General features: G+C 63.5%; 12 protein-coding genes. 11 read left to right on the plus strand and 1 reads right to left on the minus strand.

Annotated elements, in window-relative coordinates; all coding sequences use genetic code 11:
* Positions 1-340 precede the first annotated feature (340 nt).
* Both VJ923_RS07445 and dxr read left to right on the plus strand, forming a co-directional pair.
* Positions 341-1171, plus strand: a complete 831-nt coding sequence (locus VJ923_RS07445) for a phosphatidate cytidylyltransferase (RefSeq protein ID WP_394355968.1) — start codon at positions 341-343, stop codon at positions 1169-1171.
* A gap of 51 nt (positions 1172-1222) precedes the next feature.
* Entirely contained in the window at positions 1223-2482 is a 1260-nt protein-coding gene (gene dxr / locus VJ923_RS07450) for a 1-deoxy-D-xylulose-5-phosphate reductoisomerase (protein WP_326440132.1), read from the plus strand.
* 79 nt (positions 2483-2561) lie between these two features.
* On the opposite strand, the gene VJ923_RS07455 is transcribed toward dxr, so the two are convergent.
* Complete coding sequence (locus tag VJ923_RS07455; protein ID WP_326440134.1) at positions 2562-6365, minus strand: VaFE repeat-containing surface-anchored protein; 3804 nt, start codon at positions 6363-6365, stop codon at positions 2562-2564.
* Between the two features lie 442 nt (positions 6366-6807).
* Between VJ923_RS07455 and VJ923_RS07460 the strand changes: the two genes are divergently transcribed.
* The 9 genes from VJ923_RS07460 (at position 6808) to VJ923_RS07500 (ending at position 16138) form a co-directional block, all read left to right on the plus strand.
* Entirely contained in the window at positions 6808-7920 is a 1113-nt protein-coding gene (locus VJ923_RS07460) for a site-2 protease family protein (RefSeq protein ID WP_326440136.1), read from the plus strand.
* Between the two features lie 123 nt (positions 7921-8043).
* Positions 8044-9114 (plus strand): flavodoxin-dependent (E)-4-hydroxy-3-methylbut-2-enyl-diphosphate synthase, encoded by a 1071-nt coding sequence (gene ispG, locus VJ923_RS07465; RefSeq protein WP_326440137.1) that lies wholly within the window; start codon positions 8044-8046, stop codon positions 9112-9114.
* Positions 9111-10871: a proline--tRNA ligase gene (locus VJ923_RS07470; protein WP_326440139.1), complete on the plus strand. Its 1761-nt coding sequence runs from the start codon at positions 9111-9113 to the stop codon at positions 10869-10871. The genes ispG and VJ923_RS07470 overlap by 4 nt, the downstream gene beginning before the upstream one ends.
* A gap of 187 nt (positions 10872-11058) precedes the next feature.
* Positions 11059-11517 (plus strand): hypothetical protein, encoded by a 459-nt coding sequence (locus tag VJ923_RS07475; protein WP_326440141.1) that lies wholly within the window; start codon positions 11059-11061, stop codon positions 11515-11517.
* A gap of 113 nt (positions 11518-11630) precedes the next feature.
* A complete protein-coding gene (gene rlmB, locus VJ923_RS07480; RefSeq protein WP_326440142.1) occupies positions 11631-12380 on the plus strand; it encodes a 23S rRNA (guanosine(2251)-2'-O)-methyltransferase RlmB in 750 nt (249 codons plus the stop codon).
* An 18-nt stretch (positions 12381-12398) separates the two neighbouring features.
* Positions 12399-12941 (plus strand): NYN domain-containing protein, encoded by a 543-nt coding sequence (locus VJ923_RS07485; RefSeq protein ID WP_326440144.1) that lies wholly within the window; start codon positions 12399-12401, stop codon positions 12939-12941.
* A 136-nt stretch (positions 12942-13077) separates the two neighbouring features.
* Positions 13078-14112 (plus strand): helix-turn-helix domain-containing protein, encoded by a 1035-nt coding sequence (locus tag VJ923_RS07490; RefSeq protein ID WP_326440146.1) that lies wholly within the window; start codon positions 13078-13080, stop codon positions 14110-14112.
* A 263-nt stretch (positions 14113-14375) separates the two neighbouring features.
* Positions 14376-15188: a helix-turn-helix domain-containing protein gene (locus VJ923_RS07495; RefSeq protein ID WP_326440148.1), complete on the plus strand. Its 813-nt coding sequence runs from the start codon at positions 14376-14378 to the stop codon at positions 15186-15188.
* A complete protein-coding gene (locus VJ923_RS07500; protein WP_326440150.1) occupies positions 15185-16138 on the plus strand; it encodes a DUF4097 family beta strand repeat-containing protein in 954 nt (317 codons plus the stop codon). Before VJ923_RS07495 ends, VJ923_RS07500 begins: the two co-directional genes overlap by 4 nt.

Below are 16138 nucleotides of genomic sequence, written 5' to 3' on the forward strand. Positions count from 1 at the left end.
GAAGAAAGATCGTGCGCGCCGTGCGCGGGAGCGCCTGCGCCAGGGCGACCACGGGCACCGCGTGCGCCGCGAAGAGCGCGCCGACGGCGCTCGCCCGGGCATAAAGGAGCCCGCGGGCGAGGGTCCCGAAGAGCGGACGCGTTTGCTCGACCGGCTGCAGCCTGACGAGAATCGCGAGCTGCCTCCTATTGTGTGGGATGCCGAGTCGGCCCCCGACGGGCCGCCCTGGCACTACGATTTGTCCGAGGAAGAGCGTGCGGCTCGCGAGGAAAAGCGCGAGACGCGCCAAGAGAAGCGCGATCGCCTAAAGCAAAAGGCGCTTGACAAGACGCCGGACAAGCTGAGAAACCCCTCCGATTTGCAAGTGCGCTTCCGCACGGGCGTCGTGTATACGGCCGTCACGGTAATCTGCGTGTTGGCGGGCAATATCCCCATGGTGGTCATGCTTATGGCCGTAGCCGGCATCTGCGCAGGGGAGTTTTTCTACATGCTGCGCTCCGACGCCAAGCTGCCCAACGAGATGCTCGGCATTATCGCGGCGGTGCTCTATCCGCTCAGTGTGTATGTGGCTGGACTCGTGGGCGCTATGCTTGTGAGCCTCGCCCTGCTGCTGGCCCTTTTGGTCTGGTACGTCTTCTGGCTGCGAGCGCGCATTCCCGATGTGGGCGTGAGCTTCTTCGGGGCGGCCTATACGGGTCTTCTGCTTTGCGGCCTTATTGTGATTCGCGTATCGCTGCCCGCTCCCTGGGGCGGTATATGTGTATTGCTGCTGTTCTTGTCGGTGTGGGCTAACGATGCCTTTGCCTATTTGGTGGGCAGCAAGATTGGCAAGCATAAGCTGGCGCCGCGTACGAGCCCGAAGAAGAGTTGGGAGGGCTTTATCGCGGGTCTTGTGGGCGCGGTGGTGTTCTGGTGCCTGATGACGCTGGTCCCCGGCGTTTCCATGAGCATTCCCCAGGCTATCGTGTTCGGCATCATCTCGGGATGCATGGGCGTTCTGGGCGATTTGGCCGAAAGCCGCATCAAGCGCAATTCGGGCTTCAAGGACTCGGGCACCATTATGCCGGGTCATGGCGGCCTGCTCGATCGCAGCGATTCGCTGTTCCTAACCTCTATTACCGCTGCCATCTTATTGGTGGTGGGCGGTTGCATTCCCTACGCTATTTTCTAGCGGGCCGCAAAACTGGCCCAAACGAGTTGCCGGTGTTGGAAAGGGGCTTTTATGGCCAAGCGCCGTATTGTCGTTCTCGGTTCGACCGGGTCTATCGGTACGCAGACGCTCGACGTCGTTCGTCAGCACAGCGATCGATTGGAAATTGTCGGTCTTGCCGTGCATGGCTCGATTGACCTGCTTGCCATCCAAGCTCGCGAGTTTGGCGTACGCCATGTGGCCATAGGTGATGCGTCCCTTAAGGACGATCCGCGCTGCGACGAGCTTGCGGCGCTCGTCGGTTCGCTGCCTGCTACGGCCGACGACGATGAGGTTTCGGGGGCGAGCTTTGGCGTGGGCCCTGCAGCCGTTGCGGCGCTGACCCAGCTTCCCGAGGCCGATGTTGTGGTAAACGCCCTAGTGGGAGCGGCCGGCCTGCAGGCAAGCTACGCGACGCTTGCGGCGGGCAAGGTGCTCGCCTTGGCCAACAAAGAGTCTCTCGTCGTAGGGGGCGACCTCATCATGCCCCTGGCCGCTCGCGTCGACGCGGCTCGTCGCGCAGCGGGCGTGGCGCCGGCGACGGGTCCTGCCGGTGCGCTCATGCCCATCGATTCCGAGCACGGCGCCATCTACCAGTGCCTGCTGGGGGAGAACCCGCGCGAGGTTTCGAAGCTGTGGGTTACTGCTTCGGGCGGTCCGTTTCGCGGCAAGAAGGCCGAGGAGCTGGAGCAGGTGACACCGGCTCAAGCGTTGGCCCATCCCACGTGGAACATGGGCGCCAAGATATCTATCGACTCATCGACGCTCATGAACAAGGGCCTCGAGGTTATAGAGGCGCACCATCTTTTCGCCATGCCCTACGAGAAGATCGAAGTGGTGGTGCAGCCCCAGAGTGCCATCCATTCCATGGTCGAGTTCACCGACGGTTCGGTGCTCGCCCACCTGGGCACGACGGATATGCGCATTCCCATTCAGTTCGCTTTGTCCTATCCCGAGCGCTGGGAGGCGCCCGTGAAGCCGCTCGATTTTAGAACACTAGGCTCTCTTGAATTCGCGGCCCCTGATACGGATACGTTCCGCTGTCTTGCTCTGGCTCGCCACGCGGGCGAGGTGGGAGGCACGTTGCCCGATGTCATGAACGCGGCCAACGAGGTGGCTGTGGCGGCGTTTCTCAAGGAGCAGATCGGATACCTCGACATCGCTCGCTGCGTCGAGGCGACCATGGACGCCCACGAGCGCGGGGGCGTCCAAGTGGTGGAAAGTCTCGAGCAGCTTGAGGCCGTCGATGCCTGGGCCCGCAGCGCGGCCCGTGTGTGGTGCGATCGTCGTTAGCTTGCGCGCAGCGCCCGAAGGCAGCCCTCGAAGGGCCGAGGGGCAGCCGAGTTAGCGGAGCCGCCCCTCGCGCAGAGAGCTAGCGGCGCTTGCGGTAGGCAACGAAGGCGGCGCCGGCGCCTGCGACGGCAAGCAGGGCGACCAGGCAGATAGCCACGAGGCCCTCATCGCCCGTTTGAGCAAGTCGCTGCACGAGCGTGGTGGGCTGGGAAGGCTCCGGCTCGAGGAACTCGGGCTCATCGCCGCCGGTGGGAGGAAGGGGAAGGTCCGGGTAGACATAGGTTACGGTCTGCCCCTCATCTTCAAGGTCGGCGTGCAGGGCCACTTCGATATCGTTGTGCAGCAGCGACTCGAAGACGACGAGGCTCACGCCGTCCAAATTCTGTCCGGGAATGGTTATTTCAACATCGGTGGTACCCGAGGGCTGTTCGGGGACGAACGTGTGGTTGACAAGCACCGCCTCGTTCTCGACGAGCCAAGGCGTGCCCTCCGCTTTGTTCATGAGCACGGCGGAAAGCTCGTATTCGGCGCCAGGGGTCAGTCCCTGGTAGCTGACGGTGTCGATAATGGTGACCTCGTCAGCCGGAACGCCCTCGTGGGTTCCGCTCGCGGCGTCAAGGGCCGTGGTGCCAATGGCGAGGGGGCTCACAGAGATCGTTTGCTTGCGGTCACTCAAATCGCGGTGCCAGGCGATTTCGCTCCCCTCTTGAAGCAGCGTTTCGAAGACGACCAAGTCGGTGGCATCAGAGATGCCCGATGCGTCGAACGCGAAGGTCACGTTAACGAAGCCGTTGTAATCTTCGGGAACGAATTCGACCTCTGCGGTGACGGGCTCTTCGTCGACGAGGAGCGGTTCTCCAGACGCCTTGTTCATGAGCGTGCCTTGCACCAGGTAGGTCTCGCCGGGCTCAAGGCCGGAGTAGGTGACGCGGTCGATGATGAGAGCTTCGGTGTCGGCGCTGATTTGAGAATCGTATAAGTCGTCGGCAAGGCCGTCGTAGGCGCTTGTGCGAATGGTGGGCTTGCCCGAGGCGGTGTTGTTGAGCGTTCCCAGGTCTATGGCAAGGCCCTCGTCGCTCTCATCCACGACAATCTCGTCGCGAATCATTTGGAAGAGCATGTTCGTCGGACAGCGCAGCTCCTCAAGCTCGTAGGTGTCGAAGGGAAGCGCGCCGAGGCGATTGTCTACGGGCACGGGCTCGTTTTCGGCGTTAAGGCCAAACCACGTTCCCGCCGAGGGATCAAGGGCGTCGACGTCCAAAACCAGCGGCATTTGGAAGCTGCCGTCAGGACCGATGAACTGCGCGTCGTTGCCGTTGGTGTTCCCGTCGTGGGGATGGGCGGGCGTCGAGGCCGTGGAAGCGAGGCCGTTCTTGTCGGTGACGATGATGTGCCACTCTCCCGTTGTCTTCGACGTGAGCTTGAAGGGAATGCCGGCGAGCTTCGCGGCCCCATCGGCGCGCTTCATGAAGCGCAGGTCGGTTCGGGCGATGCGGTCGGTGATGAGGTCTCCGTCTTGTTCGGCGTCGAAGGTCTCGATAATCTCGCCGTCAGTATCGGCATCGGTGATGTGGCGCACGTGGATGGCCGGATCGAGCAGATAGCCGCGAGGTGCCTTCACCTCTTGGATCGTGTAGGTGCCGATGGGCATGGCGATGCGCCCGTCTGAAAGCTTGTAGAAGGCGTCGCCGGCTACCTTGTAGGGCAGCTCCTCGGTGGTGCCATCGGCTTTGAGGTGGGTGAACGAGCGCTCGGCCTGGTCGAGCAAGAACGCGCCTTCATCGTTGGTGCGCACGGTCCAGCTTGCCTGCGGCGTTAGGCCCTCGATTGTCTCAAGCGAGGCTTTCTTAGCGGCATAGTAGTTGATGCGGAAGTGGGCGTCTCCCAGCGAGGCGGCACCCTGGGCGTGGCCTTGGGCGCTCTGGGCGTCCTTCTTCTGAATGAAGAGGGAGATGGGGCTCAGCTTGGCCTTGTCGGAAACAGCGCTGGTGTTGACACGGGTCACCGTCTTGTCGGATACGGTAATGGCATAGGTGCGCGAATCGAGCGCGTAGCCTTCCAGGGGACGCTTAATTTCACGGACCCAGTAAGAGCCGATGGGCACCTCGTCGATGCGCCCATAGCCGTCGGCGTCGGCATTGAGGCTTGTGCGAATCTCGCGGATGAGCTTCGTGCAGGCCGAATCGGTATAGACGCCGTAAACGGCACCTGCCAGCGTATAGCCAGGGTGCCCGAAGGTGACTTCGGGATAGCCCGACTGCTTGAGCAGGTCGATAGATCCTCGTTTGGGCTCGTCTGCGAACGCGATCTGGCAGACGACGCTTTCGTCGCTTGTGGCCTCCACAGTGACGCGCTTGATTTCTTCGTTCAGGCGGAAGCCTGCGGGAGCGAACAGCTCGCAAACGTAATAGTCGCCGCCCTCGACGTCCTCCACGATGGGGCTTTTGCCGTCCGCGCCAGTGGCGAGGGTAAACGAGGCGTTCGCCTGGGACCACGTGCGCGCATCCTGCCAGCTTTTCCAGGCGCCCTTGGCCGCCTGGGCCACAGCAGATTCTGCGGCCGCGCGGTTGTCGAAAGCGGCGAACACGGCGTTTGCCAGCGAGTAGTTGCCGTTAGCGCTGGAGATGGCGGCATCGGCAGAGGTCTTGACCAGCTGCGCGCGCCCGGTGTTGACCGGCGCAACGAGCAGGTATCCCACAACATCCTGGAATTCCTGATGTGTGGCCGCAGAGCGGGCATCAATCTTGAAGTAGAACTTGTACCAGCCGTGGTATTGGCTTTGGGGGCCGGTGTAGACGCCCTTGTAAGTGATGTAGTTATCGCCGTTGGGGTTGCTCGCTACGGCACCGTATCCGTTGGAAACGCCGGCCGTTCCGCAGGTGGCAAGAGCCATGGCGCGATTGCTGGGGGCTTTGCCCGAGCTGTAGCTGGCGTCTTTGTACTCGTTTCCCGTGGTCACGAGGCGGTCGCGATAATTGCTTGTCGAGCGCGAGGTGGCGAAGGGCGCATCGGCGCCGTTGCGGCCGGCGATGGTCTCGTAAAGAAAGGCGTCCACCACGGCATCGAAGCTGCTTGATGCGGTGTTGAGCACGTAGCTGTTGAAATCGGTGCCCTGAGAAACGCCGTTGACCCAGCGCTGCGACGTTCCGAAGAAGGCGCCAAAACCATAGGATCCCACCAAGTCGCTGGGGAAGCCGTAGGCTTCCTGCTTGCGCGGCATATCCACATCGAACGTTTCAAGGCGCGTGTAGGGGTTCAGTGCGTAGTGCTTCTCGGCTTCCCCGGGAAAGCCTGCCGCCAAAGGAGCGATGCCGCCTGCCTCGGCCAGAAGGTCGGGAATATCGGACGCGAGGGTCGTTGACTCATCTCCGAGGGCGAGCGTTTGGGGGCTCGTGTCCAAATCGGCAAGCACGTACTTCTCGTAGGCGGGGTGGGCCGGCGACAGCTCGAAGACGACGCCCAAGGTGGCGATGCTCTCAAGACAGCGAGCCGGAATACGCACGGTGCCCGCAGCGGCATCGAGGGAGCATTCCGCCGTGATATCGCGCTGGCGATCGCCGAACGTGGCGTACTCCTCGTAGACGGCAAAGCGCAAGGCCTCATCAAGGCCGAGGTCTCCGCCTTCGTCCACAACAGCGACCAGGTTGTCGTCCTCAAGCACGTAGGGAACGGTGAAGTTGGCGAAATCGACAGTTTCGCCTGCGGCATCCTTGAAGTGGAACATGACAGGAACGCCCTCGCTTTCCGTGGCGATTGCCGGGGTGCTCGGCGCGGTGATGAAGGGCAGAAGCCCAAAAAGGAGCGCGAAGGCCAACAGCATGTTGAACAGGGCGCGAGAGCGTCCTTGGGGCGGACGCGCGGGGGCGGGACGGGGTGAATCCACGGTAACTCCTCTCTGCGCGGTCCTGAATCCGCGCTTGTGTTGCTGGTGAGGTGTCGGGAGCGGAGCGCGTTCGTAACGTCGTTGTCTCGAAAGGATTCCATGAAGTTGGGTTGGCGTACGGCGCTCCGAAGCCCGACGCACTGCACTTTAGGAGCGCAAAACCGCAGAAATGACGGCGGGAAGTCTCGTATCGCGCCCCCCGCTTTTCGCAGTTTTGTCGCGGGAAAGTCTCATTTTGGCCTCCCGCATGACGCAGCGCCGTCATAGCCGAGCTTCTCGCTGGTCGTTTCCCGCCGCTTCCGTGGAGAGCTGGTAGGCACCTTGTAGTTATTTCACGGGGCGAAAGGGGGAGGCCGAGCAAGCGGCTGCGGGCTTTCTATAATGGGCAACGAAAACCAGCCCCGACCTGCGAGGCGGGGCCTCATGCAATAAGGAGATATCTGTGGACATTCTCATCATGATCGTCTGTGCGGTCATCAGCATCGGCTTCCTCGTGTTCATTCACGAAGGCGGCCACTATTTGGCGTCGCGGGCTTTCGGCGTGCGTGTGACCGAGTTCATGCTCGGCCTGCCCGGTCCCTCCATCGGCTTTACCAAAGGGGAGACCCGCTACGGCGTGACGGCGGTGCCCCTTGGCGGCTATGCCAAGGTCTGCGGTATGGAGGCGGGTCCCCTGCAGCCCCACCTGCAGGAGGTGCTCGCCGCACTGTATCGCCGCGGTACGGCGAACATGGAAGACGTGGCCCGCGATTGCGGCATAAGCGATGACGCGGCCTACGACGCTCTGGAAGAGCTCGTGGAATGGGGCAGTGTTGTGGGTCCCACCAAGCAAGACCAGTACAACACCTACCGTGCTCCCCGCGTGCAGCCCACCAAGCGCGCTCTGAAGAAAGCGGAGAAGGCGGGACTGCCGGCACCGGCGTCCTACGAGCTCGGCCAGGCCCGCGAAGTGGCCGACCCCCACGCGCTCTACGAATCTGAATACCGCCAGCAGTACCGCTCCCTTCCTTTCTGGAAGCGCTCGGTCATTCTGCTAGCGGGCATTTTCATGAACCTGCTGTTCGCTATGCTCGTGTTCATCATCGTGTTCTCGATTATCGGCTTCCAGGTGCAGCACCCCGAGACCGGTGAGATCGTCACCATTCACGCCTCGGTGCTTCAGGCGCTGCAGGCCGGCTTCATGTACATCGGCATGGTGGTACAGGCGGTCATCGGCCTGTTCAACCCGGCAACGGCGGCGCAGACGGTGTCCGATTCCACGTCCATCGTGGGAATCGCCGTCATGTCGAAGGACTACTTCCAGGCTGGGCTTGTGGAGGCTCTCGAGTTCATGGCCATGATTTCGGTTTCCCTTGGCATCATGAACCTGCTGCCCATCCCGCCGCTCGATGGCGGCCGCTTCGTGGTGGAAATCTTCCAGAAGGTATCGAGCAAAATGGTGTCGCAGAAGGCCATGAACTATATGTCGCTTGCCGGCATGGCCCTGTTCCTCGGCTTCTTCGCCATCATGCTGAACCAGGATATCCAGAGGTTCGTGTTTGGAAACTGGGGTTAGCGGGCCGAGACGGCCTGCGCGCCGCGAAGAGTCTGTAGCTTGAGAGGCGGCCCGCGGGTCGCCTCTTTCTTTGGAAGAAATCGCACTATAATGGCCCTATCGTTTCGCGAGGAAAGAAGACCTATGACGAACAACCAAAAGCCCCATGAGGTGACGCGCCAGATTATGGTGGGCGACGTGCCCGTGGGCGGCGGGGCGCCGGTGGCGGTGCAGTCGATGCTGAACGCGACAGCCGACGATGTGGCGGCGAATCTCGCTCAAATTGAGGCGCTGGCCGAAGCTGGCTGCGAAATCGTGCGCATGGCCATTCCGCGCCGCGACTGTTTGGACGCCTTCGAGGCCGTCTGCGCCGCATCGCCGTTGCCGGTGGTGGCCGACATCCACTTCGACGCCCGCATTGCCATCGAGGCAGCCCGACGCGGCGCGGCCAAGCTGCGCATCAACCCCGGCAACATCGGCGGCTTGGAAGCCACCCGCGAGGTAATCGCCGCAGCCCGCGAGGCGGGTATCCCCATCCGCATCGGGGTGAACGCCGGCTCGCTGGATGACGCCATCGCCGCGCGCCAGGACCTCACGCTGCCGGAAAAGCTCGTGGAATCGGCCCGCCAGTATGTGGAGTTCTTCGAAAGCGAATGCGCCTTCCACGACATTGCCGTTTCGGCCAAGGCCCACGACGTGCAGACCACCATCGACACCTACCGCCTTCTGGCCGCCGAGCTGCCGAGCGTGCCGCTGCACATCGGCGTCACCGAGGCGGGCACGGCGTTCCAGGGCATCATCAAAAGCGCTTGCGGCCTGGGTGTTCTTCTGGAAGAGGGCATCGGCGACACCATGCGCATCTCGCTCACTGACGATCCGGTGGTGGAGGTGCGCGCCTGCTGGACGCTGCTCGGCTCGCTGAATTTGCGCCGCCGCACGCCGGAGCTCATCAGCTGCCCCACGTGCGGTCGCTGCCAAGTGAACCTCATCGGACTCGCCCAGGAAGTGGAGGAGCGCCTTGCCAACGTGAGCAAGCCGGTAAAAGTGGCCGTTATGGGGTGCGTGGTGAACGGCCCCGGAGAAGCCGCCGATGCCGATATCGGGGTAGCTTGCGGCGCAGGCGCAGGCGTCGTTTTCTCCCATGGTAAAATCGTCCGAAAAGTAAGCGAGGCGGATATCGTTCCGGCTCTGATGGAGGAATTGGAGAACCTATGACCCAGATTCTGCGTATGAGCGCCCTGTATGCGCCCACCTTGAAGGAGGACCCCTCTGACGCCGACATCGACAGCGCGCGCCTGCTTCTGCGCGCTGGCATGCTGCGCAAGGCCGCTTCGGGCCTCTACACGTTTCTGCCCTTGGGCTTCCGCGTGCTGAAGAAGATCGAGAACATCGTGCGCGAGGAGATGGACGCCTCGGGCGCTCAGGAAATTCTCATGCCCGTGCTGCAGCCGGCGGAGCTGTGGGAGGAAAGCGGCCGTCTGAACGACTACGGCCCCGAGCTCATGCGCCTGGTGGACCGCCACGATCGCGAGATGTGCCTCGGTCCCACCCACGAGGAGATTATCGTGGCCCTTGTGCGCAACGAGCTGCGCTCTTACAAGGAGCTGCCCCAGAACCTCTATCAGATTCAGACGAAGTACCGCGACGAGATTCGCCCGCGGTTCGGCCTTCTGCGTTCCCGCGAGTTCGTGATGAAGGACGCCTACAGCTTCAATGCCACCCAGGAATCGCTGCAGGAGACCTACGACGCCATGGGCAAGGCCTACGGCACTATTTGCGACCGCTGCGGGCTGGATTACCGCGAGGTAGAAGCTGACGGCGGTCAGATCGGCGGTAAGGTGACTTGTGAGTTCATGGCCCTGGCCGATTCCGGCGAGGCCGATTTGGTGTACTGCTCCTGCGGCTATGCGGCCGACGCCGAGGCCGGCGCCTGCCTGGCGCGCCCCACGGTGCATGAGGTGGACGCCATGGAGAAGATCGCCACCCCCGGCGTGCACACCATCGCCGAGCTGGCGGCGTTCTTGAACATCCCCGAGTCTTCCACGGTGAAGGCCCTGTCCGGCAAGGACGCCGAGGGCAACCTCGTGTGCGTGTTCATTCCGGGCGACCACGAGCTGAACGAGCTGAAGATCGAGGGTGTCGTGCCCGGATTTACGCTGCTCACCGACGAAGAGATGATCAGCTTTGGGCTGTGCAAGGGCTCTATGGGCCCGGTGGGCCTGCCGGAGGGTGCCCGCGTTATTGCGTCGAAGAGCCTGAGCGCCATTCCGCAGTGGGTGGTGGGCGCCAACGAGGACGGCTACCACTATGTGGGCGCGCGTCTGGGCGAGGACTTCAGGGTTGACGAGTGGGCCGATTTGGCGGTTGTGAAGCCCGGCGACTGCTGCCCGAAGTGCGGTCTGCCGCTGGAGGGCGCCCGCGGCATCGAGGTGGCCCAGATCTTCCAGCTGGGCGACCGTTACTCCCGCGCCATGGGTGCCACGTTCATGGACGAGGACGGCGAGGAGAAGCCCTTCATCATGGGCTGCTACGGCGTGGGTATCAGCCGCACCCTGGCAGCTATCGTGGAACAGCACAACGACGAGCACGGCATCAAGTGGCCGCTGTCCGTGGCCCCGGCCCACATCTGCGTGGTGCCGCTCACTGTGGGCGACGAGGAGGTTCAGCCCATGGCCGAAAAGATTGCGAAGGACCTGTCCGAGCTCGGCTTCGAGGTGGTCATCGACGACCGCGACGAGCGTGCCGGCGTGAAGTTCAACGATGCCGACCTTATCGGCTGGCCCGTGCAGATCGTCGTGGGCAAGCGCGGCCTGAAAGAGGGCAAGGTGGAAGTGAAGCTGCGCCGCACCGGCGAGAAGAAGGAAGTGGCCTTGGATGCCCTGGCCGAGATGATGTCCTTCGCTCGCCGCGCCATGCGCGACAACACCCTCCACGGCGCCGGCACTGGTGCCTTCGCCGCCATCTTCGGGTAAGAGAACTGCGGGGAACGTACTTTCCCTGTGATAGCAAATTTGGGCTAGAGGCGTGGGCCGGAGTCTTTTCCTAACCGAATCAATCATCTTCTGACGGGGCAGTAACAGTGCTGCCCCGTCGTCGTTGGGGGTCGTGCGCGCCGCCTATGATGGGGGCGAGCACTCGAAGAGAATCGGAGGCACCAAAATGACGACGATTGCTGATGGATTGAAAGACGTGTTTTTGGCCGGCGTAGGCGCTATGGCGCTCGGGGCCGAGAAGACCCAGGAGCTGGTGAACGAGCTCATCGCCAAGGGCGAGCTTACGGTTGAGCAGGGCAAGGCCATTAATTCCGAAGTGCTGCAGCAGGCTCAGGCCACGGCCGAGCGCGTGGGCCAGCAAACCCAGACGGTGGCAAGCCAAATGAGCGAGCAGGCCGAGACGGCCGCCGAGCTTCTGAAGGAACAGGGCGAATCGGCCGTTTCCATGGCGCGTTCCCAGGCAGAGATGGCCGCTGATGCCGCCAAGAAGGACTCTGTCAGCTTCGCCGAGGCGCTCAAGCACGATATGCTGGAGGCCCAGATGGCCGTCATGACCCCGGAACAGCGCGCCGCGTTCGCCGCCAAAGCCGCCGAGATTGCGGCCCGCGACGCTAAGGCCGAGTAAGCGCTTCTAGCCATTTCTTGAGAAAATGGGGCAGTTTCACCTGCGATGCGGGTGGCTGCCCCTTTCTTTCAGTATCCTAGCACCACGCAAAAACGAACCTAGGAAGCGAACTCATGGCTGATTTCATTGAGGGCAAGCGCCCGGTTATCGAGGCACTGCGCACCCACGTGCCTCTGAAGTACATTCTCATGGCGGACAACCTGAGCCAGGGCGATGGCTTGGTGCGCGACATCCAACGCAAGGCGAAGAACCTGGATGTGCCTATCAAGAAGGTGTCGAAGAAGAAGCTCGACGAGATTTCCGAGCGCGGCAGCCACCAGGGCGTCATGGCCGAGGCGGCGCCGTTCAACTATGTGAACATGACGACCATTCTGGATGCGGCCAAGAAGTCGGCCGAGGAGCACGGCGGACGTGCGCTCGTGGTGGTGCTCGACCACATCACCGACGCCGGCAACCTGGGCGCTATCGCCCGCTCCGCCGAGTGCGTGGGTGCTTCCGGCATCGTCATCCCCAACAAGCGTGCGGCCCGTGTGACGGCGGCTACCTACAAAAGCTCCGCCGGTGCCATCTCGCATATTCCCGTTACCCAGGTGGCGAACATCGTGAGCGCTATCGAGCGCTTGAAGGAAGAGGACTTCTGGGTGGCCGCCGCCACCGAGCACGCCTCCGACATCATCTGGAAGTCGAACCTCAAGGGCAAGATTGCGCTCGTTATGGGCAATGAGGGCGAGGGCGTGTCGCGCCTGGTGCTGGAGAACTGCGACTTCGGCGTGAAGCTGCCCCAGGTGGGCGAGATTTCCTCGCTGAACGTGGCCCAGGCCTCCACCGCCTGCATGTACGAGTGGCTCCGCCAGAACTGGTAATAGCTCACAGGTCGCATTATGTCCAAGCAGCGGAAGAAGCTCCTTATCGTCGATGGGTACAACGTGCTGCGCAGCGGCAGCCGGTACAAGCGGCAGCCTCGCGCTGACGAGGACTACACCGACGACTTCTTCAACGCGGCGCGCGATCGGCTCATCAACGACGTGGTGAACTTCGCCGGGCGCGATATGGGCGCCATCATCGTGTTCGATGCGGGCGACAACGAGCTGTCCCAGGGCAGCCGCACGAAGGTGGGTGGCGTGTCGGTGATCTTCTCGCCGGCGGGGCAGTCGGCCGACAAGGTGATCGAGAAGCTGGCCTACGACGCCGGCAAGCGAGGCGTGGAGACCATGGTGGTCACGAGCGACGCCGCCATTCAGGACACCGTGTTCGGCGGCGGCGTGGACCGCATGAGTGCCGAGGGATTTTCGCACGAGATGGGCGAGTACTACGAGGACGCGCGGCTCGACGACACGCCGAAGGTGGCCCCCAAGCGCACCGTGGCCGACCGCATACCGGCCGAAACCTTGGCGAAGTTGAAGGCCCTGCGCGACGCGAAGTAGGGCATTTCCCCATTTCAAACGCTCCGCAACCAATAATTGCGGGAAATGACAACGCGAATTGGTCGCGCGGGCAGCGGCGTTTGGGTAGGCTCGATAGGGCAGACCGAAGGCAAACGCAGAGGATAAGGAGCACACCATGAACGTTGAGATCGCCGAGCGCTTGGCCGCGCGCCGAAAGCTTGCCGGACTGTCGCAGGAGGCCCTGGCCGAGAAGCTGGGTGTGTCGCGCCAGGCCGTTTCCAAGTGGGAGCGATCGGAATCGTCGCCCGATACCGACAACCTCATCGCCCTGGCGAAGTTGTACGGAGTGTCGCTGGACGAGCTTTTGTATGTGGACGACGCCATCGCCGACGATGTGGCTTTCGAGGCGGCCGACCGGGCCGAGAGCCAGCGCGGCGCGGCGGGCACGCCGGCTGCTGGCACGGATGCGGAAGGGGCTGCGGCGGCGGCTGCGGGTGCGAGCGCGGGCGCGGAGGGGGTGGCGGCTGTCGGAGCGAGTGCGGCCGACGCGGACGCGGCCGCCGCTGCGGCCGGCGAGGAGCGCGACGGCGTGTCCTTCGGCCCGGACGGCATCAACGTCACCAAGGAGGGTCGTGGCCATGTGCACGTGGGACCCGACGGCATCCACGTGAACGACGGCAAGGACCACGTGCTGGTGAGCTGGGCCGACGGCGTGCACGTGCTCGACCGCTACGGCCAGGAGGTGCACGTAGGCTGGGACGGCGTGCGGGTGAACACCACCGACGAGGACGTGGCCGACCACATCTTCACGCGCGGCTCGTTCGGCGATCTTGATTCCGATCTCGCCCGGCGATGGCTGAAGTTCCCCTTCTGGGCCATCGTGGTCGGCGTGTATCTGCTGATCGGCCTCATGAGCGGCGCCTGGTGGCCGGGGCTGTTCCTGCTGTTCCTCATCCCCATCTACTACGTCGTGGGCGCTGCTATCGTATCGCGCCGCGTGGCGCCGATGCTGTGCGGCCTGTATCCCCTCGGCGCCACGGCATGGTTCTTCTGGATGGCCTTCATTGTGGGCCAGTGGCATCCCGCCTGGGTCATCTTCCTCACCATCCCGCTCGTGGAGGTGCTCATCGTGAAGATATCCGAGGCGTGGCATCGCCGCCGAGGGGAAGAGGCGGCGGACGCGGAGGTCGTTGTGGAAGGCGAGCAATAGCATCTCCGAGAAGTTTGGTCGCTTGGCTGGTGTATCTTTTCGGCCCTGCGTTCGTCGAGCGCGGGGCTTATCTTTTTGGTATCCTGGTGCGCGTGAGAAGAAGGGCAGCGTATTCCCAGGTCGTTGGTGGGGCAACCGCTGGTTGTCGCGGCTGGTTTCCGCAGGATTTTCGAAATTGACCACAAAGGGTGCTGGTGCAACGGCAGGGGAAACCATAGGGTGAAAGGCGAGAAGTGACCACACGCAGGACACGAAAGGGAACCATGATGAACGTGGAAATCGCCCAGCGCCTCGCCGAGCTGCGCCGCGAGCGCGGCTTTTCCCAAGAGAGTCTGGCCGAGCAGCTGGGGCTGTCGCGTCAGGCTGTTTCCAAATGGGAGCGCGCCGAGTCGGCGCCCGATATGGGGAACCTCATCGCCTTGGCCGACCTATACGGTGTGACGCTTGACGAGTTGTTGCGCGTGAGCCCCGAAGTGGAAGAGGATGTGCGCTACGAGTCGCAGGAGCGCGCCACCTCGTCGGAGGCCCAGGCTGCGGAAGCGGCCGAGGAGGCCCGCGAGGCCGCCGAGCGCGCCGAGGCCGCCGCGGTGGCTGCGGCGGCCCAAGAAGCGCCGCCCCAGAAGGTGGTTGTGGAGGTGGGCGCAGCCGCGTCCGGGGCGCCGGCGTATGCGCCCGGATACCAGGCGCCTCCGATCCCGCAGCCCTTCCCGCCGGCCGCGGCCGTGCCCATCACGCCGCCGGCGCCGCCCGAGCCGAAGGATCCCCTGCGTAGCTTTCCCTATCCGCTGCTGTGCGCAGTGCTGTTCCTGCTAGGCGGCTTCTGCTTCGGCTGGTGGCATCCCGGCTGGGTGATTTTCCTTACCATTCCGTTCTACTACTGGGTGGTGAGCACGCTGGAGGCCGACCCGGCGTACCGCGCGTGGGTTGAGGAACGGCGGCAGGCCGCGACTGCGGTTCCTTCCGTTGGTGCTGCTGTCGAGGGCGGGACCCGCACGGCCCCTGCCGAAGGATGCGCTGCCGCCCCTTCCGAAGAGGCTTCCGCGGAAGCTTCGTCCGTTGAGGGAGGTGCCCGATGAAGTTGGCGACGAGCACCTATATTAAAGTAGCGCTCATTGTGGTTCTGTGCCTGGCCGTGTGCAGTTGGCTCGGCGGGTGCGGGCGCAGCATCTGGCCCGGCTCGCTGTTCGTGCCTGGCGGCGTGATAGGCTGCATGGGCGTCGATGCGGTGGGCGATGTCGCCGATGAAGTCCGCCAAGGCATTGCGGAGCGCGGCGCCGTGGCGACCACCGACGAGGGCAGCCATTTCGAGATTGCCGCCAGCGAGGTAAACGCTCTTGAGCTGAACTGGTTGGCGGGACGGGGCACGGTGCTGGTGGTGCCCGATGCCGAGACGGGCGGCAAGGTGCTCGTGGACGAGGTGGTGAACGGAGGTCGCGCGCCCGCCATGGTATGCGAGACGGGCGGCGGCGTGCTGTCCATCAGTTACATGGAAGGTGGCGGCGGGCTTTCGGGCTGCTCGAGCTTATCGATGGCGAGCAAGGACGTTACGGTGAAGGTGCCCGCATCGTTGGCCGAGCACTTGGCGCTGTTCGAGCTGGAGGCGGCCTCGGGCCACTACGAGGTGGAAGGCCTTACGTGCGACGACCTTGAGCTGGGTGTGGCCTCGGGCAAGGTGAATGCCACGGCCATGGCCGCCCAGCGTGCTTCGCTGAATGTGGCGAGCGGGAGCGTGTCGGTGCAGGGCTCGGTGGCCGAGCACCTTGAGGTGGAGATAGCCTCGGGCACGACCACGCTGTCATTGGGCGAGGGCGCGCCGGCGGAGGCATCGGGCAGCTTGGCCTCGGGGAAGTTGGTGTTGGAGGTGCCTGCGAACACGCGCCTTGCGACCAACATCGACAAGACGAGCGGCAGCTTCAACAACGAGCTTGCCAACGGAGGCGCCGGCAGCGCGGAAGACGATGCGCCCGCATGCTCCCTCGATTTCGATATCCTCAGCGGCAACTTCACCGTGAAGCCGGTGGCCTAA

The sequence above is a fragment of the Adlercreutzia shanghongiae genome, from assembly GCF_035830635.1.
Classification (GTDB): Bacteria; Actinomycetota; Coriobacteriia; order Coriobacteriales; family Eggerthellaceae; genus Adlercreutzia; species Adlercreutzia shanghongiae.

Excerpts from the sequence above, each read along its gene's own strand:
- dxr (WP_326440132.1), top strand. The coding sequence starts at position 1,223 with ATGGCCAAGCGCCGTATTGTCGTTCTCGGTTCGACCGGGTCTATCGGT.
- ispG (WP_326440137.1), top strand. The coding sequence starts at position 8,044 with ATGACGAACAACCAAAAGCCCCATGAGGTGACGCGCCAGATTATGGTG.
- VJ923_RS07470 (WP_326440139.1), top strand. The coding sequence starts at position 9,111 with ATGACCCAGATTCTGCGTATGAGCGCCCTGTATGCGCCCACCTTGAAG.
- VJ923_RS07475 (WP_326440141.1), top strand. The coding sequence starts at position 11,059 with ATGACGACGATTGCTGATGGATTGAAAGACGTGTTTTTGGCCGGCGTA.
- rlmB (WP_326440142.1), top strand. The coding sequence starts at position 11,631 with ATGGCTGATTTCATTGAGGGCAAGCGCCCGGTTATCGAGGCACTGCGC.
- VJ923_RS07485 (WP_326440144.1), top strand. The coding sequence starts at position 12,399 with ATGTCCAAGCAGCGGAAGAAGCTCCTTATCGTCGATGGGTACAACGTG.
- VJ923_RS07490 (WP_326440146.1), top strand. The coding sequence starts at position 13,078 with ATGAACGTTGAGATCGCCGAGCGCTTGGCCGCGCGCCGAAAGCTTGCC.
- VJ923_RS07495 (WP_326440148.1), top strand. The coding sequence starts at position 14,376 with ATGATGAACGTGGAAATCGCCCAGCGCCTCGCCGAGCTGCGCCGCGAG.
- VJ923_RS07500 (WP_326440150.1), top strand. The coding sequence starts at position 15,185 with ATGAAGTTGGCGACGAGCACCTATATTAAAGTAGCGCTCATTGTGGTT.